This is a genomic window from Streptomyces sp. NPDC020845 (genome assembly GCF_044334165.1).
GTDB lineage: Bacteria > Actinomycetota > Actinomycetes > Streptomycetales > Streptomycetaceae > Streptomyces.
Genome location: NZ_JBIRSJ010000025.1, coordinates 93,101 through 117,239, shown reverse-complemented (window position 1 = coordinate 117,239; position 24,139 = coordinate 93,101). Strand labels below are relative to the sequence as shown.

Below are 24,139 nucleotides of genomic sequence, written 5' to 3'. Positions count from 1 at the left end.
CATCACACACCCCATGTGAGGAGAAGACGAATGAAGTCAGCGGGAAGACGGGCCGCGCTCACCGCGGGACTGGCCCTCGGTTCGTTGCTGCTGTCCGCCTGTGTCACCGGCGGCGGTGGCGGCGGCGACACCTCGGCGAAGGCACCGGACGGAAAGGTGTCCGGCAAGATCACCTTCCAGACCTGGAATCTGAAGAACGACAAGTTCACCTCGTACTTCAACGGCCTCATCGCCGCGTTCGAGAAGGCCCATCCGGGCACCGACATCAAGTGGGTGGACCAGCCCGCCGAGGGCTACCAGGACAAGCTGTCGGCCGATGCCGCGGCCAACTCCCTCCCCGACGTGGTCGACATGGGGCCGGAGGCCGCCTACACCCTGGCGCAGGCGGGTGTCCTGCTCGACCTGGGCAAGGCCGATCCGAAGGCCAAGGGCAAGTATCTGGACAAGGCGTGGGAGGCCATGACGTTCGACGGCCTGGGCGGTGGCACGTACGGCTATCCGTGGTACCTGAACACCGGTCCGTCCTTCTTCAACAAGGCCCTGTTCAAGAAGTGCGGGCTGAACCCCGACAAGCTGCCCGCCACCTACGACGAGCTGTTCGACCAGGCGGAGACCATGGCCGAGAAGTGCTCGGACACGATGATGATCGCCAGGATGCCCGCCATCGAGACCTTCGGCGAGTACGGCGTGCCGCTCATGGACGAGCGCGGCGAGAAGTTCACCTACGACGACGCCAAGGGCGTGGAGTACGTCCAGCGGTTCCGCAAGCTGTACGCCAAGAAGGGGATGGACGAGGAGGCGCTGAACAACCTGCAGACCAAGGAAGTCGAGGAGTTCAAGGCGGGCCGCCTGGCCTACCTGCCCGGCAGCTCGTACACGCTGGACGATCTGAAGGCCACCGCGCCCGAGGTCTACAAGAACCTGGGCATCGGGCCCCGGATCAACAACAGCGCGCCCAACATGTACATTGAGTCCCTGGTCGTCAACGCCAACAGCAAGAACCAGTCCCTGGCGCTCGCCTTCGCCAAGTATGTGACGGACTCGACCAACCAGCTCGCCTTCGCCAAGAAGGCGTCGGTCTTCCCCTCGTCGGCCGGGACGCTGGACGACGCGTACTTCACCAAGGACGACGGGGACCCGGCCACCAAGGTGCGGCTGGAGAGCACCGCCCAGGTGAAGAAGGCCGTCGTGTGGTGGCCGCCGGCGTTCTCCGGGTCGGCCGACAGCCAGACGCTGCGCGAGCAGATAGCGCAGGCGCTGCTGGGCAAGAAGTCGGTGAAGAAGGCGCTGGACGACTCCGTCCGGTACTCCAACGAGCGCCTGGACGCGAACAAGTGACCATGGAAGCCCGGCCTGGGACCTCCCTCAAGCGAGGCGGCGGCCGCCCGTCTCGCCGAGGGGGGACCGTCCTGGCCACGCACCGCTGGTTCCTGACCCCGTGGCTGTTTCTGCTGCCCGGGCTGACCGTCATCGTGCTCATGGTCATGGTGCCGTTCGCGAACACCCTGGGGCTTGCCTTCACGGACTCGACCCTGCTGCGGCAGGGGCAGTACGTCGGCTGGGAGAACTTCCACCGGATGTTCGCCGACGAGCGCTTCACCACCGCCCTGCTGAACTCCACGCTCTACACCGTGTGCGTGGTGCCCTGCATGGTGGTCCTCCCGCTCATCCTCGCCACGCTGGTGAGCGGCGCGGGACGGCTTTCGGGTTTCTTCCGCACCACCATGTATCTGCCCGTCGTCATGTCGCCCGTGGTCGTCGGGCTGATCTGGACGAACATGCTCGACAAGCGGGGTCTGGTCAACGCGCTGTTCGACACGCTCCACCTGGTCGCCGAGCCCGTACCCTTCCTCAGCGACCGGTGGCTGCTGCTCTTCAGCGCGATGTTCGTCACCGTATGGACCGGCCTGGGCTACTACATGGTCATCTACCTCGCGGCCCTGGCCAATATCGACCAGAGCCTGTACGACGCGGCGGCGATGGACGGCGCCGGTGTGGTGCGCACCTTCCTCAACGTCACGGTCCCCGGGGTGCGTTCGACGATGACGCTCATCGCCGTGCTGTCCTCCGTGGCGGCCTTCCGGGTGTTCGGCGAGATCTACGTCCTCACCGGAGGCACCGGGGGAGTGGGCGGCGGCGATCTGACCATGACCATGCTGATCCAGCGGGAAGGCACCGGGCTGCAGGCGCGCACCGGGTACGCGGGCGCGATCAGTCTCTTCATGTTCGTGGTCCTCGGCGCGCTGCTGCTCGTACAACTCGCCGTGCAGCGCAGGCAGAGGAGTTCCTGATGGCTCAGCTCTCTTCCCGATCGCGCACCACGGCCACCCGGCGGCGCAGGGCCCGGCCGGGCTCCGTGGCGCGCTATCTCATCCTCGTACTCATGGCCGTGCTCCTGGCCGGACCGCTGGTGTGGCAGCTCTCGCTGTCCCTCAAAGGCTCCGGTGAACCGCTGTACACCCGGCCGCCCGCGGTGATCCCCGAACACCCCACGCTCGACCACTTCGCCACGGTCCTCGACCGCGTACCCGTGCCGCGCTATCTGCTGAACTCGCTGGCGGTGGCGGCCATGGCCGTGGCTGGCAACGTTGTCGGCGCCACCTGCGCCGGCTACGCCCTGGGCAAGCTGCGGTTCCGCGGCAGGGGCCTGGCGACCGCGGTCGTCGTGGCCGCCCTGCTCGTCCCGTCCGAGACCGTGCTGATCGCCCAGTTCCTCACGGTCAGGACCGCCGGTCTGGTGAACACGCTGTTCGGGGTCGCCCTGCCGACCCTGGTGGCGGCGCTGAACGTGCTGCTCATGCGCAACGCGTTCCGCAACCTCCCCGCGGAGTTCGAAGAGGCCGCCATCGTCGATGGCGCCAACGCCTGGCAGCGGTTCATCCGGGTATCCGTGCCGCAGGTCAAGGGCGTGATCACGGTGGTGGCGATCTTCGCCTTCGTCGGCTCGTGGAACGACTTCCTCTGGCCCCTGATCGTCCTGTCGGACGAACAGAACTACACCCTCACCGTCGGCCTGAACCGGCTGCGCGGCACCTTCTACGACGACCCGCGCCTGATCGCGGCCGGCACCATCATCGCCCTGCTTCCCATCGTGGCGTTCTTCGCCGCCTTGCAGCGCTACTTCTTCCGCGGGCTGGAAGCCGGCGGCCTGAAAGGTTGACATGCTGAGGTTTGGAGTCAACTACACGCCTTCCCAGGACTGGTTCTACTCCTGGCTGGCCCCGGACCGGGAGGCTACCCGCCGCGATATGAAGGCCCTGGCCGGCCTGGGCATCGACCATGTACGCATCCTGCCGCTGTGGCCCGTGGTGCAGCCGAACCGGACCCTGATCCGCCGCCGCGCCCTCCAGGACATCCGCGAGGTCGTGGAGATCGCCGGCGACGCCGGACTCGACGCCAGTGTCGATGTCCTCCAAGGACATCTGTCCGGCTTCGACTTCGTGCCGAGCTGGCTGGCGAACTGGCACCGGTGCAGCATGTTCAGCGACCCCGACGCCATCGCCGCCCAGGCCCTGCTGGTCGAGGCGTTCGACGAGCAGCTGCACGATCTGCCCAACTTCCTCGGGCTGACCCTGGGCAACGAGGTCAACCAGTTCACCTCGGCGGTGCACCCCAACCGGATGCCCGCCACCACCCCCCAGGTGACGTCCTGGCTCGACGCCCTGCACGGCACCGGGCCGCGCGACCCCCGCCACTTTCGGCTCAACGCCGAATACGACGCCGTCTGGTACGCCGACGGCCACCCCTTCGTCCCGGCCCACTCCAGCCGGTACGGCCAGATGAGCGTGGTGCACTCGTGGATCTTCAACGGAACGGCGCAGGGCTACGGCGCCATGTCCCATGAGAGCGTCCACCACGCCGCCTACCTCATCGAGCTCTCCCGCGCCTTCGCCACCGACCCCGCCCGCCCGGTGTGGCTCCAGGAGGTCGGAGCCCCGCTGAACCACCTCACCGAGGACCAGGCGCCCGATTTCTGCGAACGGACGGTACGGACCGCGGCCGACAGCGAGGCGCTGTGGGGCATCACCTGGTGGTGCTCGCACGATGTGTCACGCCGACTCGGGGACTTCCCCGATCTCGAGCACAGCCTCGGTCTGATCGACGCCGACGGCGCGGTGAAGCCGATCGGACAGCGCTTCGCCGCACTCGCCGCCGAGCTCCGCGACCGCCCCCGCCCCTCGCCTCGGCGGGAGGCCGTCGTAATTCCGGTCGACGACGAGGACGTCCCCGTCTCCAGAGCCGAACTGGCCCCGGGCGGCGGAGTGTTCGAGACCTGGATGGACCGTGCCCGCGCCGGAGCGCGCCCCGCCCTGGCCACATCCACATCCGCCGCCGACCCCGGTGCGCTGAGCGCCCGCGGCATCGAATCCCTCATCCCTGCCAAGCCGACCGGGCGCACCTTCTACAGCTCGGTCAGCGACGCGGAAGTACTCAACCGAGCACACACGCAGGCCGGACGCCCCCTTTGACGACAGACCCTAGGGAAAGCGAAGGAAAGCGAGGAAGCGATATGGCACGACAAGGCAACGCCAGAAGACGGGCCTCGGTCCGTGCACGCACCGGTGCCCTGGCAGCGGCACTGGCCCTGACCCTGGGCGCGGGCACCGCCGTGGCCGGCGACACCCTCCCCTGGCCGGGAGAGAGCGCCGTCGGCGCCAACCAGCCCTACCAGCACGGCTACTCCTCCACCGACCTGCTGCGCTGGAACCCCGCCGACGACACCGACGCCGAGCTGCTGCGCGCCAAGGTGCCGCTGCAGACCCGGATAGCCCCCGATGCCACCACCCAGCGCAACCCGGCGCTGCCCGCCGACACCCAACAGCTGACCCTCGCGGGCGACTACGGCAACGCGTTCTTCGAGAGCCACCCGTACACCAACGAGTTCAGCCAGTACCTCTTCAACTACTGGCAGTACTCCGATGTGTACGCCTCCTGGCACGGCATGCCCACCGAGGGCGTGCCCGTGAACTACTACGACCCCAACCTCGACTGGAAGGAGAAGTGGTTCGAGTTCGGGGCGGTCAACCTGCCCAACCCCGGTTACACCAACGCCGCCCACGCGAACGGCGTGCGGTCGCTGGGCTGCATCTTCTTCTCGCCGAACGACCGGGGCGACCAGACGTACTCCGAACTGCTCGTCCGGGACGCCGCCGGCAACTTCCCCGCCGCCGCGAAGCTCGTCGAGGTCGCCAAGTACTACGGCTTCGACGGCTACTTCTTCAACCAGGAGGACGCGGTCGCCGCGGCCGACATCCCCACCTTCAAGCGCTTCCTCAAGCAGCTGCGCGACGGCGGCCTGTATGTGCAGTGGTACGACTCCATCGACAACACCACGGGCCGGGTTTCATACCAGAACGAGTTCAACGCGGTCAACGCCCCGTTCGTCCGGGACAAGGCCGAGGGCGATGTGTCCGACTCGGTCTTCCTCAACTACTGGTGGGACAAGTCCAAGCTCACCCGGTCGAAGAGCTATGCCGAGAGCCTGGGCCTCAACCCCCGCAAGAGCGTCTTCGCCGGCGTAGAGGCGGGCATGTACCAGTTCGACCAGCCGTACGACCTCGACAACAACCTCGGCACCGACGGCGCGCCCATGAACGCCATCGCCACGCTGGGCGCCGACTTCGTCTCCTCCGACTACGCGAACAAGACCGACGACAAGGCCCAGTCGGCGGTCTTCGACCGGGAACGCCGCTGGTGGACCGGCTCGTCCCAGGGGTCCACCACGCCTGAGGGCAGCTGGAAGGGCATCTCGAAGTACGTCGCCGAGCGCTCGGTCATCAAGGGCAGCACCTTCGCGACGTCCTTCAACACCGGACACGGCCTGTCGACCTGGAGCGACGGCAAGCTCTCCAACGGCGCCGAGTGGGGCAACATCAACCTCCAGGACATCCCGGTGACCTGGCAGTGGTGGATCGACGCCGCGAGTTCGCCGCTCAAGGCCGACTTCGACTACGGCCCCAAGTACACGCCGGCCGACCGATTCTCTTACCAGAAGATCGGGGCCTACAACGGGGGCAGCTCGCTGGTGCTCAGTGGCAGGCTCGACAGCGACAACACCGTACGCCTCTACAAGACCGACTTGAGCGTCAAGGCGGGGTCGTCCCTCTCCCTGACGTACAACAAGCCCTCGGCGGACGACGACTCGCAGCTCCGGCTCGCGCTGGTGCTGGCCTCCGATCCGAGCAAGGTGGTGCAGGTGCCGCTGTCCGGCTCCGGAAAGCGTACCGAGGGCTGGACCACCGTGTCCGCCGACCTGTCGAAGTACGCCGGTGAGCACATCGCGTCCCTTGGCCTCGTCGTCGCCGCGGGGGCACAGCCGATCGAGAACTACCAGGTCAACCTGGGCGCCCTGGCCCTGCACGACGGCGTCGACCGCACCCCGGCCAAGCCCGAGAAGCTGCGCATCGACCAGCTGCTGCCGGACAGCGACGAGCTGTTCCTGTCCTGGCAGCGAAGCGACTACGACACGGTCCGCCGCTACGACGTCTATCTCGACGACACCTACCTCGGTGGCATCTACGACGACGTCTACTACGTCAAGCGGTTCACCGCCACATCAGGGACGATCAAGCTCGTCGCGGTCGGCCCCGACGGATCCCGGAGCAAGCCCGCGACCGTGTCCTTCGATCTGTCCTCGGCCCCGGCCGACCTGACCGCCAAGGCAGGCTCCGACGGGACGCTGAAGGCGACATGGTCCCCGGGGCAGACCGGCCGGCCGCTCACGCTGGAGGTCCGCAGCCTCGACACCGCCAACCCGTTCACCAAGAAGGTCACGGTGACCGGTCAGCAGACGAGCGCGACCCTGACCGGCGTACCCGTCAACGGGGACGAATACCTCCTCACCGCAAAGACCGACAACGGAACGGCCGGCACGGCCACAGGCCTACGTGGCACCTTCGCCGACACCGAGATCAGCCCCTACCCCGCCACCGCCGTCAAGATCTCCGGCAACACCTTCACGTTCTCCCGCCCGACACTTGCCGACTGGCACACGCTGACCGTCCTGGAGGACGGGCAGCCGAAGTCGTTCGCCACAACGTACGGGTCGGGCAACAAGCCGTATATCGTCCGCGGCCGCACCACCCGCCCGGCGATGACGGTGACCATGGCCGGCTCCACCAGCAAGGTCGTCGCCGTGCTGGAGGACTACGCCGGGAACAAGGTCACGACGGTGCTGCGCGGCAACTAGAGCGCGTAGCGGGGGAAAGGCGGCCTGCCCGCGCTTGGACGATCGGGCTCGCGCGGGCAGGCCGAGGACGCCGCGCCCGGTACGACATGTGCCGGGCGCTCCCTCATTCCTGGTGGCCGGCCGTCGCGAGGCGTCCTTCGGCGAGCTGCGGTCCGCCATCCTGGGCGACGCGCTGTTCGGCGCGGGCAGCTGGGCCCTGGTCCGAGGCCAGGAGCGGCGGGCCTGGAGCTGATCCGTCGCGGCGCGGTCGGTTACGCCGGCCGGTTGGTCGGGAGGTCGGCGATCGGCGCGCTCACGGCCGTCGGGACGGCGGCCATGAGATCCGCCGTATCGATCTCGATGCTGCTGTCGGGCCGGCCGCTGCCGCAGTGCACACGCCCCAGGCCCCTTATGGTCTCGTCGAACACCACCGCCGCGGCCCGGTCCGCGGACACGGGGCAGACCCCGCCGGGCCGCATCCCCGCCCGCGCCAGCCGGTCGGCCCCGGCCGGGGACAGATCGGCGCGGCGGATCCCGGCCGCGCGGGCCAGCGCGCCGTACCGCAGCCGTGCGTGGCCGGGCAGCGCCGCCAGCAGGAGTTGGTCCTCGGGGGTGACGAAGGCGAGGGTCTTGACGGTCTGCTCCAGCGGAACGCCCAGCTCGGCGCACGCCTCCAGGGAGCCGAGAGCGTCGGGGTGCTCATGCAGCCGGAAGGGCGCGCCGAGCGCCGTAAGGATGTCCAAGGGGCCGATGGGCGAGGGGTTGTTCATCTCGCCGAGATTACCGTGCGTGGAAAGTCGCGGGTTCTCCTAGCGGGACGTCATTGCGGGAGGTTCAGCCGCTGACGACCGGCTCACCTGTACGTATACTCCCTGGACTTCCCGACTCCTTCGCCCCGGAGCTGACAGCGTGACGAACGTGCACCACCCCTCGCCGGTCGACGGCCCATCGTCTCTCACCGGCTGCCCGGCGCACCCCGGCGCCGTACGGATGCACACCGAGGAGCTTCAGGCCGACCCGGCTGAGCTCTACCGGCGGTTGCGCCGGGACCATGGCGCGGTGGCGCCGATCCTGCTCGACGGCGACATCCCCGCCTGGCTTGTGCTCGGCTACCGGGAGCTGCACCGTGTCACCTCCGATCCCACGCTCTTCGCCCGTGACTCGCGCCGCTGGCACGCATGGGAGTACATCCCGGCCGACTGGCCGCTGATGCCGTTCGTCGGCTACCGGCCGACCATGCTGTTCGCCGAGGGCGCCGAGCACGAGCGGCGGGCCGAGGCGATGTTCGACGCGCTGGCGTCGGTGGACCAGTTCGAGTTGCGTGCCGAGTCCGAGCGCGTGGCCGACGAGCTGATCGACGCCTTCGCGGGCAGTGGCCGCGCCGAGCTGGTGGCCGACTACGCCAGCCAGGTGCCGATCCGGGTGGTGACCCGGCTGTTCGGCCTGGCCCCGGACACGGCGGTGGCCATCCAGCGCGACACGGTCGAGATGGTCAGCGCCAACGAGGGCAGCGTCGCCGCGTACCAGCGGGTGCACAACCGCATGGTGACGCTGATGGCCGAGGTGCGGAGCAACCCCGGTATGCCGGGGATCCCGGCGCAGATGGCGGCACACCGGGCGGCGCTCACCGACGAGGAGATCGTCAACGATCTGATCGGCACGGTGTACGCCAGCCATCAGAGCACGACCGACTGGATCGGCAACGCGCTGGGGCTGATGCTGACGGACGAGCGGTTCGCGGTCACCATGGCCGGCGGGCGGCGCAGCATCGGCCAGGCGCTGAACGAGGTGCTGTGGGAGAACACCCCGGTTCCCGCCTTCATCGGGCGCTGGGCCGCCGAGGACACCATCCTCGGCGGACAGCGCATCAAGAAGGGCGACTGCCTGGTTCTGGGCCTCGCGGCGGCCAACGCGGATCCGAGCGTACGTCCGGATTTCCGGGCCGACGCGACGGGCAACCAGGCCCATATGTCGTTCAGCCACGGAGAGCACAGCTGCCCGGTGCCGGCCCGGGAGCTGGCCGAGGTGATCGCCATGACGGCGATCGAGGTGCTGCTCGACCGGCTGCCGGATGTGGTGCTGGCCGTGTCGCCCGAGGAGCTTGTGTGGCGGTCCTCCATCTGGTTGCGGGGCATCGCGGCCCTCCCGGTGGAGTACACCCCCGCTCTGGGCTGACCCGCGCTCTGGGCTGACCTCCGCTCCGGGTCGGCGGGGCTTCGGGCACACCTTCTTCGAAGGTGTCCGTTAGGCCCCGCCGTCCAGGCGTTTTCGATATTTCGAACGTTATTCGCAATACCGCAAGTTGGTGCTAGCTTTCGTCTTGTCATGTACTGGTTCATCGAGGAGGTGTTCGGTGGATAGTCGCAAGATGACGCGCCGCGCGGTGCTGACCGCGACGGCGGGGGTGGCAGCGTTGGGCTCCGGGGTGTTGACGGGGGTCGCCGAGGCGGCGACGGGGGCGACGGCGCGTACGGCCGCCGCCCCGCCGTCCAAGACCGTGCGAGTGTTCTGGCTCAAGCCCACGGATGTGGCACTCGACCAGCGGTACCCCGATGGCATCACCAATGTGATGAAGGAGGCGCAGCGCTACTACCGCCAGGAACTCGGCAAGACCTTCACACTGAACAACCCGGCGGTCGAGGTGGTGGGCGGCGACCACAACCGGGCCTGGTACGAGAACACGCGGAACGGCGACGACCCGTACTGGTGGGTGGTCTTCAACATGCAGCAGGAGCTGATGCGCAAGCTGGCTCTCAACGCCCCGGACTCGCGCTGGCTGTGTGTCGGCGAGATCAGCGCCGAGGCCCAGGGCGTCTCCGGTGGCGGCGGTGGCGGTGGCTGGGTGATCCTCAGCGGTCACGACGCCGACGGTGCCGCCGGTACCAACGGCAATATGAACCGGTGGTACGGCGGCATGGTGCACGAGCTGGGCCACGCCTTCGGGCTGCCCGACTCCACGTCCACCGACGGGACACCGATGTCCGCGTCGTTCTACGACTACCCGAACTGCCACTTCAGCCAGTCCCAGAAGAACGGGATCCTGAACGGCCCGTACGGCAGTTTCCTGTCCTGAGCCACCGCTGACCGGGAGCCGCTCACGCCGGCCGGCGGTCAGCCGGCCGGCGTCTGCTCCCGCTCCTTCCGCGGCTGCGGCGGGTTCGCCTCCTCCCGCAGGCCGAGGCGGGAGTGCAGCTGCCGAAGCCGTGGCGGCGCCCACCAGGTGGCCCCGCCGCCCAGCCGCATCGCGGCGGGGAGCAGCACACCGCGGATGAGCGTCGCGTCCATCAGGACCGCGAGCGGCAGCCCGACACCGTACGCCTTCACCAAGGAGATGTCCGACGCCGTGAACGCGAGGAAGACGATCGAAATGGCCACCGCGGCGGCGGTCACGATCCGACCCGTGTGCTCCAGAGCGTGGGTCACGGCCTTCGTCGGGGAACCCGTCAGCTCGTACTCCTCCCGCATACGGGACAGCAGAAACACCTGGTAGTCCATGGCCAGACCGAAGGCGAGGCCGAAGAGGATCACCGGGATCGTCGCCGCGATATTGCCGGTCCCGGTGAAACCGCCGAACAGCCCCGCCAGATGGCCGTCCTGGAACACCCACACCAGCGCTCCGAACGTCGCCGTCAGACTGAGCAGGCTGAGCACCACGGCCAGGAAGGGCAACAGAACGCTCCCGGTGACCAGGAACAGCAGCACCAGCATCGCGAGCAGCAGCGTGCCCAGCGCGTACGGCAGCCACTCCACCAGAGCGGACGCCGCGTCCTCGTTGGTGGCCGCCATGCCGCCCACCAGGACCTCGAACGGCGCCTCGCTGTCCCTGATCTCGCCGACGATCCGCCCGGCCTCGTCCGGGCTGTCCGACGCCGGCATCACCGAGAAGTAGACGGCGCCCTTGCCGGCGAAGCCCCGTGACTGCTGGTCAGCGGGGGTGACGAGGTCGCCTTCCGCGTAGCTTCCGGTGGAGGTGCGCACCGCGGCGACACCGGGCAGCGATGACAACCGCTTCGCGTACCCCGCGACGGCCTTCTCGTCCGATCCGCCCTCGGGCGCGATCACCACCAGCGCGTTCTGCCCGCTGCCGACGAAGTCCTCCTTGACGGCGGTCGCGACCCGGCGCGCGGACGACGACTCCGGCATCACGCGCTCGTCCGGCATGCCGATGTTGATGCCGAGGAACGGTGCGCCGAGCAGCAGCAGAAAGAGCGTGACCGCCGTGGCGATCGGCAGGGGACGCCGCATCACCAGCGTCGCCAGACGGTGCCAGAACCCGTTCGCGGCGGCACCCTCACCGTCCGCGGCCCCGGCGGCGCGCTTCTTGCGGCCGATGACCCGGCCGCGCTCGATCCGGTCACCCAGCATGGCGAGCACCGAGGGGAGCACGAGCAGCGCGGCCGCACCGGACAGCACCGCGGTCAGCGCGCCCGCGTAGCCCATGGACCGTACGGCCAGAAGCGGAAACCACACCATGGAGCTGGAGGCCACCGCGACCGTGAGCGTCGAGAAGAGCACTGTCCGTCCGGCCGAGGTCATCGTCGCCCGCAGCGCCTCCTCGGTCTGCTTCCCGGAGGCCAGTTCTTCCCGGTAGCGGTTGACGAAGAGCAGGCTGTAGTCGATCGCGAGCCCCAGACCCAGCAGGGTCACGACGCTCGCGGAGAGGGATCCGACGGCCGTCACCTCCGCCAGGAGCCACATCAGCCCCATGGAGAGCATCATCGCGACGACGGCGACGATCAGCGGAAGGGCGGCGGCCATCAGACTTCCGAAGACGAAGACCAGCACGACCAGGGTGAGCGGGATGGCGATGATCTCGCCGGTCTGGGCGTCCTTCTGGCCCTGCTCCAGAAACTCGGCTTGGAACTTCGTATTGCCGCCGAACGTCACGTCGAGACCGGCTCGTTCGCCTTCGTAGGCATCCGCCAGTTCGGCCACGCGCTTCTGCGCCGTGGAGTCGTCGCCGGTCACCGTGCCGGTGATCAGGGCCGCATCGCCGTTTCTGCTCTTCATCCGGGGCGGTTTGCCCGCCGTCCAATAAGAGGTGACGTTCTCCACCCCGGGCTCCTTGCTCAGCTCCCGGGTGAGCTCGCCGGCCGCGGTCCGGGCGGCGGGATCGTCCACGCTGCCGTCGACGGTGACGAGCACGGTGAGGTTGGGCCGGCCTTGGCCGAACGTGTCGGAGAGCATCTTGACGGCGCGTCCGGACTCCGAGTGCGGGTCGTCGAACCCGCCCGCGGCCAATTTGCTGAAGAGGGTCGTACTCGCGATTCCTCCGGCCACGGCGAGTACGAGACTCACCACAAGAACCGCCACTCGGCGCCGGATGACCAGTCTGGCCAGCCTGTCAAGCATTTTCCTGTCCCTTCCGAAGTGCGGCATCTGATGCATCACCGACGTCTGGACGGACCGGGAGGCCCCGGATGTGACATCGCGGGTGGGTCCTGGGGGCCTTCGGCCGTACCTCAAAAGCCCGTCCGGCGGGGGCTGCCGGGGTAGAGTGCCGTGCCCCTGAGGCTGGTTTGACCGGCATCGAGGAAGGGGCCGAGCGGCAGACCGGCCGCGGCGACCGATGCCGGGGTCGCGCTTTCTCGCATTTTCAGCCGTATCTGACGCCGTTTAAAGTTGACCCGGAAATCCATGTATGGCAGAACTATGTCAGTTTGAAGTGACGGGGACTGAAAACGGACTATGGGCCACCGTTCATCGGAGGAATAAAGTGGTGCACGTCACAGTGACTGCTTTCTCTGGTGCAGGCTAAGCTTCCTCCGTCGAGGCATCCCTTTCCATGTGAGTCCGTCGACTGTCGACGAGAAGAAATTCAAGGAACAGTGCGATTCCTGTTTTCCTTCCCCGAGCCGGGACCGCCATGCGCGCTGCCTGGCCATCGACGAACTGGATTTCCCCATGCCCACAGGGATCATCAGCATCGGATCTCATATACCCGATCGCGTGGTCGGAAACGATCAGATAGCCGAATGGGCCGGCGTATCGGAGGAATGGATCCACAAACGCACGGGAATTCTCGAGAGACGTTATGCGAGCACCGGAACGGCCACCTCGGATCTCGCGGTCCACGCGGTGCGGCAGATCTTCTCCGAATGCGACGGCGCCGCGGAGCTGATCGACGCTCTGATACTGGCCACCTGTACGCCCGATGTGCCCCAGCCGGCAACGGCAGCCATTGTGCAGCACAAGCTCGGGCTGCGCGTCATGCCGGCCTTCGATGTCAACGCGGTATGCAGTGGCTTCCTGTACGGCATGGCCGTCGCCGACGGTCTGCGGTCGGCGACGCCGGATACCGAGCATGTGCTGGTGGTGGGCGCCGATATGTTCTCCACCATCATGGACCGCACCGACCGGAGCACCGTGAGCCTCTTCGGGGACGGCGCCGGAGCCGTGCTGCTCGGCCCCGTACCGGAGGGCTACGGACTGCTGGCCATGCGGACCATCAGCGATGGCGCCCTCCACCACCTCGTCGGGGTGCCGGCCGGCGGCACGGCCCTGCCGCTCGATCGGGCCGCGCTCCAATCCGGGCAGAATTTCCTGAAGATGGACGGGCGTGCGATCCGGCAGTATGTGCACACGACTCTGCCCAAGATCGTGGACCAGGTCCTGGACGACGCCGGTCTTGGCCTGGGAGGAATTGACCGGTTCATCTTCCATCAGGCGAACCCCCGCCTGTTGGAGTCCTTCGCCGATATGACGGGAATCGACCGTAAGCGTATGCCGCTCACCGCTCCCCACCTGGGGAACACTGCGGGCGCCTCCATTCCCGTCACCCTGTGTGCGGCGGACCGGGACCGACCCCTGGAGCGAGGGGAAAACCTCCTGCTGGCCTCCATCGGCGGCGGTATGAACGCCGCCGCGGCACTGGTGCGCTGGTACTAGTCCGCCCGCCCTGCCGGTCCTTCGCGTTCTTTGTTCCGCCGTCCTTGCCATTCCTTCGTTCGACCGGTAGCCGGCCCCCCAACGTCTCACCCGGAGATCGTGACAATGAATTCACCCGAGCCGCCCTTCCCTTTGACGCGATATCAGCTCGACATCTGGGTCTCCGCCGCACAGTCCGAGGACTCACCGCAGTACAATGTCTCATTTCACGAGAAGCTCACCGGGGATGTGAATCTCGGTGTCCTCCGCCAGTGTGCCGAGCAGGCCCTGCGGCGCCATGACGCTCTGCGCCTGCGATTCGACGACCGGGATGGGACACCCCGTCAGTGGGTCGAACCCCAGCCGCCCGCTGTAGAAACGACCGACCTGTCACGGGAAAGCGATCCGGCGGCGGCCTGCCGCCGCTGGGTGCGCGCATTCCAGCAGCGCCCGATGCCGCTGCGCGATCAGCCCATGGTCCGGGTGGCGATCCTGGTGGAGGGCCCCCGCGTGGCGCACCTCCAACTGGTCGCGCACCACCTGGTGATGGACGGCTGGTCGCTCGCCCTGACGAGCGGCCGGATTCTCGACGATTACGCGTCGATGGTGGCGGGCGGAGCCGCCGCGGAGAGCGGCGCGCCGCCGTACCGCTCGTTCTCCGCACGGGATGCCGCCTACCAGGGATCCGGAGAGAACACCGCGGACCTGGAGGCCCACCGCTCCGGCCTCGTCGGCGCGGTCCCCGCGCTGTTCCCCAGGAAGCCGGCGAGCGCCCCCCGCGCAGGCGCGCGCCACTCCTTCACCCTGGACCGTTCATGGGCGGAACGCGTCCGTAGGGCCCAACTGCCGCTGTTTCCCTATATCGCCACCATGCTGGGCGCGTATCTGACGCGGGTGCATCGCACCGAGGAGGTGATCCTGGGCGTTCCGGTCCTGAACCGGCCGGGTGAATTCATGGACACCGTCGGGCATTTCGCGAACACGCTGCCCCTGCTTCTGCCCGCGCACGACGGGAAGCCGCTGCGCGACATCGTCAACCGGACGCGGAGCGCCACCCGTGCACTGCGCCGACACGAGCGGGCCGCGCTGGGGGACGTCGTACGCGCGTTACCCGGACTCCACGGCGGTAACCGGCAGTTGTTCGATGTGACATTGTCCTACCTCCGGGCCGGACGCCCGGACCCCGGCCCGGGCATCGACCTCGAGACGTGGATGGAATCGCCCTGCCATGAGCAGGATGCCCTCTCGGTGGTGGTGCTGGACTTCGGCAACGCGCAGGAGATCCGCTTCGACCTGGACTACGCCACGGATGTCTTCGACGACGACTACCCCATCGAGGCGATGGCCGGGCACCTGAAGTATCTGCTGGAAGAGGGCGTGGACCTGGCGGACGGGCCGGTGTCCGCGGTGCCGATGCTCCCGGCCTCGGATCGGGAGGAGCTGATCCGGCGCGGCCGGGGAGACCGCGTCGCGTATCCACGGGACGCCACCCTGTGCGGGCTCTTCGAGCGCCAGGTCGCCCGCGGTCCGGAGCGGATCGCCGTGGTGGGTCCCGGCCCGGACGACGCCCTGACCTACGCCGAACTCGACGCACGGGCCAACCAGGTCGCCCGGGCGCTGCGAGCGGACGGCGTGGGCCCGGGCGACCGGGTCGCCGTCTCCCTGGAGCGCGGCCCAGACCTGCTCATCGCGCTGATGGGCGTGGGCAAGGCGGGCGGCGCCTATGTCCCGGTGGACCCCGGATATCCACGCGAGCGCATCCGCTTCCTGCTCGACGACAGCCGTCCGGCCGCCGTGCTGACGTCGGACGGGCGCATGCCGGAGAGCGCGGTGGCGGCGGGCGTGCCCGTGCACCGTGTCGCGGATCTGCTGCACGGCGACGACTCCCCGCTTGAGCGGGCGGCCGACGGCTCGGACCTCGCGTATGTGATCTACACCTCCGGCTCCACCGGCAAGCCCAAGGGCGTCCAGGTCCGGCACCACTCGGTGGTCAACCGGCTGGCCTGGATGCAGCGCGCGTACCCGATCGGCGAGGGCGACGTACTGCTCCAGAAGACACCCGTGTCCTTCGATGTGTCCGTATGGGAGCTGTTCTGGTGGGCGGTTGAGGGAGCGAGCGTGGCCCTTCTGCCGCCCGGCGGTGAGAAGGACCCTCGGGTGCTCGGCCGGACCATCCGCGACCGGCGCGTCACCGTCGCGCACTTCGTACCGTCCATGCTCGGTGCCTTCCTCGACGCCGCGGAGCAGACCCCGGACATGCGCGACCGGACGGAGACGCTGCGCCGTGTCTTCTGCAGCGGAGAGGCGCTGTCGACTGCCCATGTCGACCGGTTCAACCGGCTCTTCCACGACGGCGAGCGTGTTACGCCGGACCTGGTGAACCTGTACGGACCGACCGAGGCGACCGTCGATGTGACCTTCCACGACTGCCCCGGGGACCCCAGCCGCCCCGTCGGCCGCGTGCCCATCGGACGGCCGATCGACAACACCTGTCTGTACGTGGTCGGGGAGGACGGGCAGCCGCAGCCCACAGGTGTCCCGGGCGAGCTGTGGATCGGCGGCGCCGGGGTGGCCGCGGGATATCTGAACCGGCCCGACCTGACGGCGGAGCGGTTCATCGCAGATCCGTTCACCGGCGAAGGCAGTCTGTACCGTACCGGTGACCTCGTACGGTGGCTCGCCGACGGCTCCCTCGAATACCTCGGCCGCCTCGACGACCAGGTGAAGATCCGCGGGAACCGGGTGGAGCCGGGCGAGGTCGGCCGGGCCCTGATCGCCATGCCCGGTATCCGGGACGCGCTGGTCGTGGACCGCACCGATGACGAACGGGGCGTCCACCTGGTCGGCTACTACGTCGCCGACGACGAGATCGACGCCGCCGATGTGCGCCGCCAACTCGCCGACGACCTACCGGCTTTCATGATCCCGGCACTGCTGATGCGGCTCGACCGCATTCCGCTGACCCCCAACGGCAAGGCGGACCGCCGGACGCTGCCGGAACCGGTGGCCCGCGGCGGCACACCGGCCACACGCCCGCTCACCCCTGCGGAACAGATCCTGGCGGACGTATGGTCCGAGGTCCTGCGGTGCGGTCCGGTGGGCGCCGAGGACGACTACTACGCGCTCGGCGGCGACTCGCTGCAGATGCTGCGGGTCCGCGCCCTGGCCGAGCAGCGTGGTCTGCGCTTCCCCCTGGCCGATCTCGTACGGCACTCCACCGTCGCCCGCCTGGCCGCGCGGGCCGTCCTCGACGCATCCCCCTCCGACCCCTTGGAGGAACCGAGCCCCTTCGACACCGTCTCCGGTATCGACCGGGCGCGGCTCGGCTCGGTCTCGGACGCCTATCCGCTCACCCGGATGCAACTCGGCCTGATCTACCACAGCCGTCAGCGCCGGGGATCGTCCCTGTACAAGGACGTGTTCCGCTATACGCTGCGCTGCGACTGGGACGAGGGACGCTTCCGCGCGGCCTTCGGCGGGCTCGTACGGCGCCATCCGGCGCTGCGCACCAGCTTCGGCCTGGCCGGGTTCACCGAACCGCTGCAGCTGGTGCACCCGGCCACGGACGATGGCTTCGACGGCCTCGACGTCGTCGATCTGCGGTCCCGTGAGGTCGACGACGCGGAAGCGGAGGTGGCGCGGCATATCGAAGAGCGCCGCCACCACGAGTACACCTTCGACACTGCCTCCGCCCCGCTGTACGCGCTGCGCGTCCACGTCCGCCGCAGCGCGATCGACCTGGTCCTGAGCTTCCACCACGCCCTGTTCGACGGGGCGAGCGTCGCCAACCTCATGGGCGAACTACTGCGTGACTACGGGCATGCCCTGGGCCTGCATCCGACCCCGGCGCCCGAGGTCCGCCTGCCCTCGCCCGCCGCACACCTGCTGGCCGAACGCCGGGCCCTGGCGTCGGAGGAAGACTGCCGGTACTGGCGCAAGGAGCTCGACGGTGGCGAACCCACCGCACTCGGCTCGTACCGCCCGCACCAGCCGCCGTCGGCCGCGGGCGGGCGCGGATCACACCGCTTCGATCTGCCGACCCGGCTGGTCGACGACGTACGGGCCTTCGCCCGAGCTCAGGCGCTGCCGGTGAAGTCGGTGCTGTTCGCCGCCCACTGCATGACCCTGCGGCTGCTGTCAGGGCGCGACGACATCATGACCGGTCTCATCGCACACGGCCGCCCGGAACACCCGCATGCCGAGCGCATGGTCGGACTGTTCCTCAACACCCTGCCCATGAGGGTGAACACGGCCCAGGACAGCTGGCTGGACGCGGTGCGGGAGGCGTTCGGGCGCGAGCAGGGCGCGTATCCTCACCGCCACTACCCGATCAGCGCCATCCAGGAGGAGCACGGCGGCGGTCCGCTGTTCGAGACGGTGTTCAACTACGTACGGTTCGAGCAGCTCACGGACGCGCTCCGGGAGCCGGGGCTGGAGCTGACGGATCTGCGCACCGTCGAGGAGACCAACTTCTCGCTGCTGGTCAACGCCGTGACGGACCCCGTCGACCAGAGCATCTGGCTGCGTATCGACAACGACGGCCAGACGGTCACCCGGGACCAGGTCCGTGTGTTCGCCGACTACTACATCCGCGTCCTGGACCGTATGGTCCACCACCCCCTGGAGCTGCCCGGCTGGGACTTCCTCACCTCCGTGTCACAGCCGCTGTCCGCTGGCACAAACGCGCCACTGAGCGTGGTGGACCGCTTCGCGGACCAGGTCGTACGTACCCCGGAGGCCCTCGCCCTGGCAACCGAGGACGAACAGTGGACCTACGCGCGGCTGGACCGGACGACCGAGGCCGTGGCCCGCAACCTGCTCGCCCTGGGGGTGTGCTCCGGCGATGTCGTCGGTGTCGCGGCCGACCGGTCTCCCGAGGTGATCGCGGTCATCCTGGGCATCATGCGGGCCGGAGCGGCGGTCATGCCGCTGGACACCGGATACCCCGCCACCCGGCTCTCCTACATGATCGAAGCGGCGGATCCCCGTCATATCGTCACCACCGGCCGGTACGACGCCCTCCTCGGTCGCGCCTCGCGGATCGTACGGTTCGAGGAGATCGCCGAACCGCCCACCGAGGACACCTCCGCCTCGCCGCTCCCGGCGATCGCCCTGGACGGCACCGCGTGTGTCCTGTTCACCTCGGGCTCCACCGGGCGGCCCAAGGGGGTCGACATCCCCCATCGCACCCTGGCCGCCCTCGTCTCCTGGCAGAACCGCGCCCCCAGCGCCGCGAAGGGCATCACCCTGCAGTACGCGCCGCTGAGCTTCGACGTCTCCCTCCAGGAGATCTTCTCCACTCTGTGCGCGGGCGGCGCCCTCCGGCTGGTGCCGGAGGAGATCCGCAGGGACATGCCGGCCCTGGTGCGCCTGTTGCACCGGGAACGGGTCGAGCGCGTCTTCGTTCCCTCCATCGCCCTCCAGCAACTGGCCCTGGCCGCCGAAGCGTTGGGCCTCACCCCGGCCGCGCTGCGCGTCATCGTCTCCAGCGGCGAACAGCTGAGGATCACCGACGAGGTCCGCCGGCTGTGCTCGGCCCTGCCCGGGATGGTGCTGGAGAACCAGTACGGCCCCACCGAGACCCATGTGGTCACCCGCCACACCCTGACCGGACCGCCGGCCGACTTCCCGGACCTCCCCCCGGTGGGGACCGCCGTCGACGGTGCCCAGGTGGCCGTGGTGGACCCGCGACTGCGCGCCGTGCCGCCCGGGGTGACGGGCGAGCTGTATCTCGGCGGCGCCACAGTCGCACGGGGATATCTGGGCCGCGACGATCTGACCAAGGAACGCTTTGTCACGCTGCCCGGCAGGTCCGGCCGCTTCTACCGCTCCGGCGACCTCGGCTTCGCCCTGCCGGGCGGCGACATCGTATGCACCGGCCGCGCCGACACCCAGGTCAAGGTCCGCGGATTCCGGGTCGAGACGGCCGAGGTGGAACTGGCGATCCGCGACCTCGTCCCCCGCCACCCCGGTATCGCGGAGGTCGCCGTCGTCGCCCACAACCGCCCCGGTACGGACACGGTCCTGGTGGCGTTTCTCACCGGCGACTCATCGACGGTGGACACCGGTGCGCTCCGCAGCCTGTTGCGCGAAACGCTCCCCGACTACATGGTCCCGTCCTACGTCCAGTGGCTCCCCGCCATGCCGTCCACCCCCAGCGGGAAACGCGACGACGCCGCCCTGCGGGCCATCCCCCTCGAAGCGCCGGCCGACCACGACACCACCCCGCCCCGCACCCCGCTCGAGAAGGCCCTCGCCGAAATCCTCGCTGACCTGCTGCATCTGCCCGAAGTCGGCATCCACGACTCCATGTTCGACCTGGGTGGCACCTCACTGACCGCTATGCGGCTGATCGCCACCCTGGAACAGCGCTTCGGCACCGTCATCCCGCTGTCGGAGTTCATCGCCGCGCCCACCGTGGCCGCCATGGCCGACCGGCTGGGATCCGGCGCGGCGACACCGGCCCGCTTCGACCCGATCGTGCCGCTCAACCCGTCGGGTGGCCGGACCCCGCTCTTCATGGTCCACCCCATGGGCGGCAATGTGCTGTGCTTCCTGCCCTTCGCCAAACACCTCGACGCCGACCAGCCGCTGTACGCCCTCCAGGCGGCCGGCGCAGACCCCGGCACCGAACCGCTGGACACCATTCCGGACATGGCCCGCAGCTACCTCGCCGCGGTCAAACGGATCCAGCCCGAAGGCCCGTACAAGATCAGCGGCTACTCCTTCGGCGGGTTCGTCGCCTTCGAAATGGCCCTGCAACTCCGCGCGCAGGGCGAGCAGGCCGAGGTGCTGATCCTGGACACGGTCATCCTCAACCCCCGACTGCGCGAGCTGTACACCGATGACGCGCTGCTCGGCTGGTTCTTCTGGGAACTGCTCTGGCCCGTACGCGGCGGAGCCTCGCCCCTGGAGGAGATACCCGAGCACGCCACCTCGCTGGACGAGAAGTTCGCACATATCGCACGGTGCGCCGTCGACCTGGGTGTGCTGCCCGCCGACAGCTCGGGGACCGTCATCCGGCGCCTCTTCCGCCTCTACCGGGCGAACTGGCTGGCCACGCTGGACTACCGGCCGGGCACCAACGACCAGGACGTCATCCTGCTGCGGGCCGACGAACCGCTCCCCGCGATCCTCGAAGCCATGCACGGCGCCGCGGGCAGCCTGCACTACGAACCCACCAACGGCTGGCAGCGGGTGACCACCGGCCGTATCCAGGTCATCGGCATACCCGGCGATCACCTCTCCATCATGGAGGAGCCCGGCGTCGCCCATGTGGCCAAGACCATGGCCGACATCCTGCACCGCTCAACCCATCTCCGAAGGGAAAACCGAGTTCTATGACATCCCACCGGCCCAAAGCAGTGGTCATCGGGGCAGGGATCGGCGGTCTCACGCTGGCCGCCGCGCTGCGCCAGGTCGACTTCGACGTCGAGGTGTACGAGCGCGCCACCGAACTGAAAGCCGCCGGCTCCGGCCTCGGCGTGCTGAGCAACGGCGGCGCCGCGCTGGAAGCCCTCGGCCTCGACATCGGCCTCGAAAAGCGCGGGCAGATACTCCAGCGCTTCGGCATCAACGACGCCGAAGGCAACCACATCACCTGGTTTCCCATCCCGGAGCTGAGCGACGAACTGGGGCTGCCGCCCACCGTGGTCATCAGCCGCAGCGCCTTGCAGCAGGGCCTGCTGGAAGCGGTGGGGGACACCCCCATCACCCTCGGCGCCGCCGCCCTCGGCTACGAGACCCGGCCGGACGGGGCGACCGTGCGCTTCGCCGACGGCAGCGAGGCCCACGGCGACATCGTCATCGGGGCCGACGGGATCAACTCCGCCATCCGCCGCCAGATCACCGGTCCGGAACCGGTGCGGGAGGCCGGATATGTGTGCTGGCTCGCCATCGTCCCGTTCAGCCACCCGAACTTCGAGACCGGATCGGTCCTCCACTACTGGGGAAGCGGGCAGCGCTTCGGCCTGCTGGACGTGGGACACGGACAGACCTACTGGTTCGGCACCAAGAACATGTCCGTCGAACGGGCCGCGGACTGGCAGGGCACGAAGGAGGAGATCGTCCAGGCGTACGCCGGCTGGGCGGACGAGGTCCAGGCGGCCATCCGCGTGACCCCCGAAAAGGACATCATCGCCATCCCGGCCCGTGACCGCGACTTCCTGGAGCAGTGGGGCGACGGCCGGGTCACCCTCCTCGGAGACGCCGCGCACCCCATGCTCACCAGCCTCGCCCAGGGCGCCGGGATGGCCATCGAGGACGCCGTCGTCCTGGCCGGGACACTGGCCCGGGCCGGCGATCTGACCGCCGGACTGCGCAGCTACGAGGACCAGCGCCGCGAGCGCAACCGGGCCATGGTCCTCGGCTCCCGCGCGCTGAGCGAACAGGAGCAACTGGAGGACCCGGGGCAGCGGCACGAACGGGACGAGCAACTGCGCGCGACGACCTACGCGGCCTTCGTGGAGCAGCAGCGGGACGTCTTCACGTTCCCCGGGATCCACGTCTGACAGCGCGACCGTCGTGACGGGGCCACAGCGCACACCGCTGTGGCCCCGTGGTCCTCGGCCGGTACCGTGACCGGCATGGACTTCTCTCTGCAACAGCTCCGTGGTTTCGTCGCCGTCGCAGAGGAACAGCACTTCGGCCGTGCCGCGGCACGGCTCAACATGACCCAGCCGCCGCTGACCCGCCAGATCCAGGCGCTGGAGCGAAGCCTGGGCGTCGTGCTCTTCGAGCGCACCGGCCGGGGCACCCGTCTCACCGCGGCGGGCCAGGCCCTTCTCGACCACTGCCGCCGGGTCCTGGCCCTGCTGGACGCCGCCCCGGTCGCCGCCCGCCACGCCGCCGAGGGCCGTACCGGGACCCTGCGGCTGGCCTTCACCGCGATCGGGGCGTACGCGATACTCGCCGACGTCCTCGATCTGGTGAACCGCCACCTCCCCGATGTCTCCGTGGAACTGACGGAACTCGTCAGCCCGGACCAGTTCGCGGCGCTGGCCGATTTGGAGATCGACATGGGCCTCGTCCGGCCGCCGATCCCCGATCAGTACCAGTCGGTCCTGGTGCACTCCGAGGACCTGGTGCTCGCCGTCCCCGCCGACCATGCGCTGGCCCGCGCCGAGGACCCCGTCGCCCTCGCGGACGTCGCCGACGACTACATCGGCTACACCCCCGAGGGCTCCCGGTATCTGCACGACATCTGCGCCGCCATGATCGGCGTGGACCGCTACGCGGTCAGTCAGCTGACCTCACAGGTGCCGACCATGCTGGCGCTGGTGCGGGCGGGGCTCGGCTGTGCGCTGATACCGCGCTCCATCATGACGATGGGGGTGCACGGCGTCCGGTACCGGGAGCTTGCCCCGGCCGACGCCCACTCCGTGACCCTGCACGCCTGTTGGAGCCCGGACAGCCCGAACCCCGCCCTGCACCGACTGGCCGCCGCCCTCACCCGCGAGCCACGGCTCGGGGTGTCCTGAACTCACAGACCGTCGGCCACCATGGCGACGACGATCTGGACATGGCGGTCGGCGGCCGTGTTCGAGAACTCGTTCTCGTAGTTCAGACCGTAGGGCCAGAAGTGTCCGCCACCGGTGGACAGCGTGGCACCCGAACCGTCGAACCGCTTGACGAGCGCCGTGGCCTGCGCACCGCGCCAGGTGCCACTGCCGCCGAGAGAGGACCAGCCCGAGCTGGTGCCCACGCCGATGGTGTGGGCGATCTCGTGCAGGGCGGTCCGCTCCGTCATATAGGCGCGTTGGCCGAAGCGGATGGTTCCGTTGATGTTTCCGTCGGCGGTGGGCACACCGGGGTCGTAGCGCACGGTGATGTTCTTGCCCAGGTCGCTGAGGTTGTTGTACCGGGCCACCGCGGCGTTCATGGCCGCCGTGATGAGGTTGTAGGCCGTCTGCTGGTCCGGGGTGGGGTTGCCGGCCCGTTCGAGCGTCCAGGTGATGGTGGCCGCTGCCGCCTGCTCCTGGGCCGCTGCCGGGGCCGCCGGTGCGGCCTGCGCGACACCCGGCCCGGCCAGCGCGGCGGCCACCAGCGCGGCGATGGCCGCCTTGTTGCGCCAGGTACTCATGAGGGTCCCTCCTGTGGGGGGTT

General features: G+C 69.0%; 15 protein-coding genes. 12 read left to right on the top strand and 3 right to left on the bottom strand.

Annotated elements, in window-relative coordinates; all coding sequences use genetic code 11:
* Nucleotides 1–30 precede the first annotated feature (30 nt).
* From ACH4U7_RS47160 to ACH4U7_RS47140, 5 genes are read left to right on the top strand one after another with little or no spacing between them, the layout of a single operon-like run.
* Complete coding sequence (locus tag ACH4U7_RS47160; RefSeq protein WP_398533939.1) at nt 31–1,338, top strand: extracellular solute-binding protein; 1,308 nt, start codon at nt 31–33, stop codon at nt 1,336–1,338.
* Nucleotides 1,339–1,340: 2 nt separating this feature from the next.
* The gene (locus ACH4U7_RS47155) at nt 1,341–2,291 is read left to right on the top strand and encodes a carbohydrate ABC transporter permease (RefSeq protein ID WP_398533938.1); all 951 of its coding nucleotides are present in this window, start codon (nt 1,341–1,343) and stop codon (nt 2,289–2,291) included.
* On the top strand, nt 2,291–3,160 hold the full coding sequence (locus ACH4U7_RS47150; protein WP_398533937.1) for a carbohydrate ABC transporter permease: 870 nt from the start codon (nt 2,291–2,293) through the stop codon (nt 3,158–3,160). The genes ACH4U7_RS47155 and ACH4U7_RS47150 overlap by 1 nt, the downstream gene beginning before the upstream one ends.
* A gap of 1 nt (nt 3,161) precedes the next feature.
* Complete coding sequence (locus ACH4U7_RS47145) at nt 3,162–4,469, top strand: glycosyl hydrolase (protein WP_398533936.1); 1,308 nt, start codon at nt 3,162–3,164, stop codon at nt 4,467–4,469.
* 41 nt (nt 4,470–4,510) lie between these two features.
* Nucleotides 4,511–7,189, top strand: a complete 2,679-nt coding sequence (locus ACH4U7_RS47140) for an endo-beta-N-acetylglucosaminidase (RefSeq protein ID WP_398533935.1) — start codon at nt 4,511–4,513, stop codon at nt 7,187–7,189.
* Nucleotides 7,190–7,440: 251 nt separating this feature from the next.
* Here the strand turns inward: ACH4U7_RS47140 and ACH4U7_RS47135 are convergent, their stop codons facing one another.
* Entirely contained in the window at nt 7,441–7,938 is a 498-nt protein-coding gene (locus tag ACH4U7_RS47135) for an aminoacyl-tRNA deacylase (RefSeq protein WP_398533934.1), read from the bottom strand.
* 139 nt (nt 7,939–8,077) lie between these two features.
* On the opposite strand from ACH4U7_RS47135, the gene ACH4U7_RS47130 reads away from it, so the two are divergent.
* On the top strand, nt 8,078–9,343 hold the full coding sequence (locus tag ACH4U7_RS47130) for a cytochrome P450 (RefSeq protein WP_398533933.1): 1,266 nt from the start codon (nt 8,078–8,080) through the stop codon (nt 9,341–9,343).
* 178 nt (nt 9,344–9,521) lie between these two features.
* Nucleotides 9,522–10,241: a hypothetical protein gene (locus ACH4U7_RS47125; protein WP_398533932.1), complete on the top strand. Its 720-nt coding sequence runs from the start codon at nt 9,522–9,524 to the stop codon at nt 10,239–10,241.
* A gap of 38 nt (nt 10,242–10,279) precedes the next feature.
* Here ACH4U7_RS47125 and ACH4U7_RS47120 read toward each other — a convergent pair whose 3' ends face one another.
* The gene (locus ACH4U7_RS47120) at nt 10,280–12,520 is read right to left on the bottom strand and encodes an MMPL family transporter (RefSeq protein WP_398533931.1); all 2,241 of its coding nucleotides are present in this window, start codon (nt 12,518–12,520) and stop codon (nt 10,280–10,282) included.
* A 167-nt stretch (nt 12,521–12,687) separates the two neighbouring features.
* Here ACH4U7_RS47120 and ACH4U7_RS47115 point away from each other — a divergent pair, with 167 nt between their 5' ends.
* From ACH4U7_RS47115 to ACH4U7_RS47095, 5 genes are all read left to right on the top strand, one after another.
* A complete protein-coding gene (locus ACH4U7_RS47115) occupies nt 12,688–12,837 on the top strand; it encodes a hypothetical protein (protein WP_398533930.1) in 150 nt (49 codons plus the stop codon).
* A 235-nt stretch (nt 12,838–13,072) separates the two neighbouring features.
* Nucleotides 13,073–14,056: a 3-oxoacyl-ACP synthase III family protein gene (locus ACH4U7_RS47110; protein WP_398533929.1), complete on the top strand. Its 984-nt coding sequence runs from the start codon at nt 13,073–13,075 to the stop codon at nt 14,054–14,056.
* A gap of 105 nt (nt 14,057–14,161) precedes the next feature.
* The gene (locus ACH4U7_RS47105) at nt 14,162–21,379 is read left to right on the top strand and encodes an amino acid adenylation domain-containing protein (protein ID WP_398533928.1); all 7,218 of its coding nucleotides are present in this window, start codon (nt 14,162–14,164) and stop codon (nt 21,377–21,379) included.
* On the top strand, nt 21,376–22,545 hold the full coding sequence (locus tag ACH4U7_RS47100; protein WP_398533927.1) for an FAD-dependent monooxygenase: 1,170 nt from the start codon (nt 21,376–21,378) through the stop codon (nt 22,543–22,545). Before ACH4U7_RS47105 ends, ACH4U7_RS47100 begins: the two co-directional genes overlap by 4 nt.
* A 75-nt stretch (nt 22,546–22,620) precedes the next feature.
* A complete protein-coding gene (locus ACH4U7_RS47095) occupies nt 22,621–23,514 on the top strand; it encodes a LysR family transcriptional regulator (protein ID WP_398533926.1) in 894 nt (297 codons plus the stop codon).
* Nucleotides 23,515–23,516: 2 nt separating this feature from the next.
* Here the strand turns inward: ACH4U7_RS47095 and ACH4U7_RS47090 are convergent, their stop codons facing one another.
* Nucleotides 23,517–24,116 carry a hypothetical protein gene (locus ACH4U7_RS47090; RefSeq protein WP_398533925.1) on the bottom strand — a complete coding sequence of 200 codons (600 nt, stop codon included), beginning with the start codon at nt 24,114–24,116 and terminating at the stop codon, nt 23,517–23,519.
* Nucleotides 24,117–24,139 lie beyond the last annotated feature (23 nt).

Bases quoted from the DNA above. Each gene is read 5' to 3' on its own strand.
- ACH4U7_RS47160 (WP_398533939.1), top strand. From the start codon at position 31: ATGAAGTCAGCGGGAAGACGGGCCGCGCTCACCGCGGGACTGGCCCTC.
- ACH4U7_RS47155 (WP_398533938.1), top strand. From the start codon at position 1,341: ATGGAAGCCCGGCCTGGGACCTCCCTCAAGCGAGGCGGCGGCCGCCCG.
- ACH4U7_RS47150 (WP_398533937.1), top strand. From the start codon at position 2,291: ATGGCTCAGCTCTCTTCCCGATCGCGCACCACGGCCACCCGGCGGCGC.
- ACH4U7_RS47145 (WP_398533936.1), top strand. From the start codon at position 3,162: ATGCTGAGGTTTGGAGTCAACTACACGCCTTCCCAGGACTGGTTCTAC.
- ACH4U7_RS47140 (WP_398533935.1), top strand. From the start codon at position 4,511: ATGGCACGACAAGGCAACGCCAGAAGACGGGCCTCGGTCCGTGCACGC.
- ACH4U7_RS47135 (WP_398533934.1), bottom strand. From the start codon at position 7,938: ATGAACAACCCCTCGCCCATCGGCCCCTTGGACATCCTTACGGCGCTC.
- ACH4U7_RS47120 (WP_398533931.1), bottom strand. From the start codon at position 12,520: ATGCTTGACAGGCTGGCCAGACTGGTCATCCGGCGCCGAGTGGCGGTT.
- ACH4U7_RS47110 (WP_398533929.1), top strand. From the start codon at position 13,073: ATGCCCACAGGGATCATCAGCATCGGATCTCATATACCCGATCGCGTG.
- ACH4U7_RS47105 (WP_398533928.1), top strand. From the start codon at position 14,162: ATGAATTCACCCGAGCCGCCCTTCCCTTTGACGCGATATCAGCTCGAC.
- ACH4U7_RS47100 (WP_398533927.1), top strand. From the start codon at position 21,376: ATGACATCCCACCGGCCCAAAGCAGTGGTCATCGGGGCAGGGATCGGC.
- ACH4U7_RS47095 (WP_398533926.1), top strand. From the start codon at position 22,621: ATGGACTTCTCTCTGCAACAGCTCCGTGGTTTCGTCGCCGTCGCAGAG.
- ACH4U7_RS47090 (WP_398533925.1), bottom strand. From the start codon at position 24,116: ATGAGTACCTGGCGCAACAAGGCGGCCATCGCCGCGCTGGTGGCCGCC.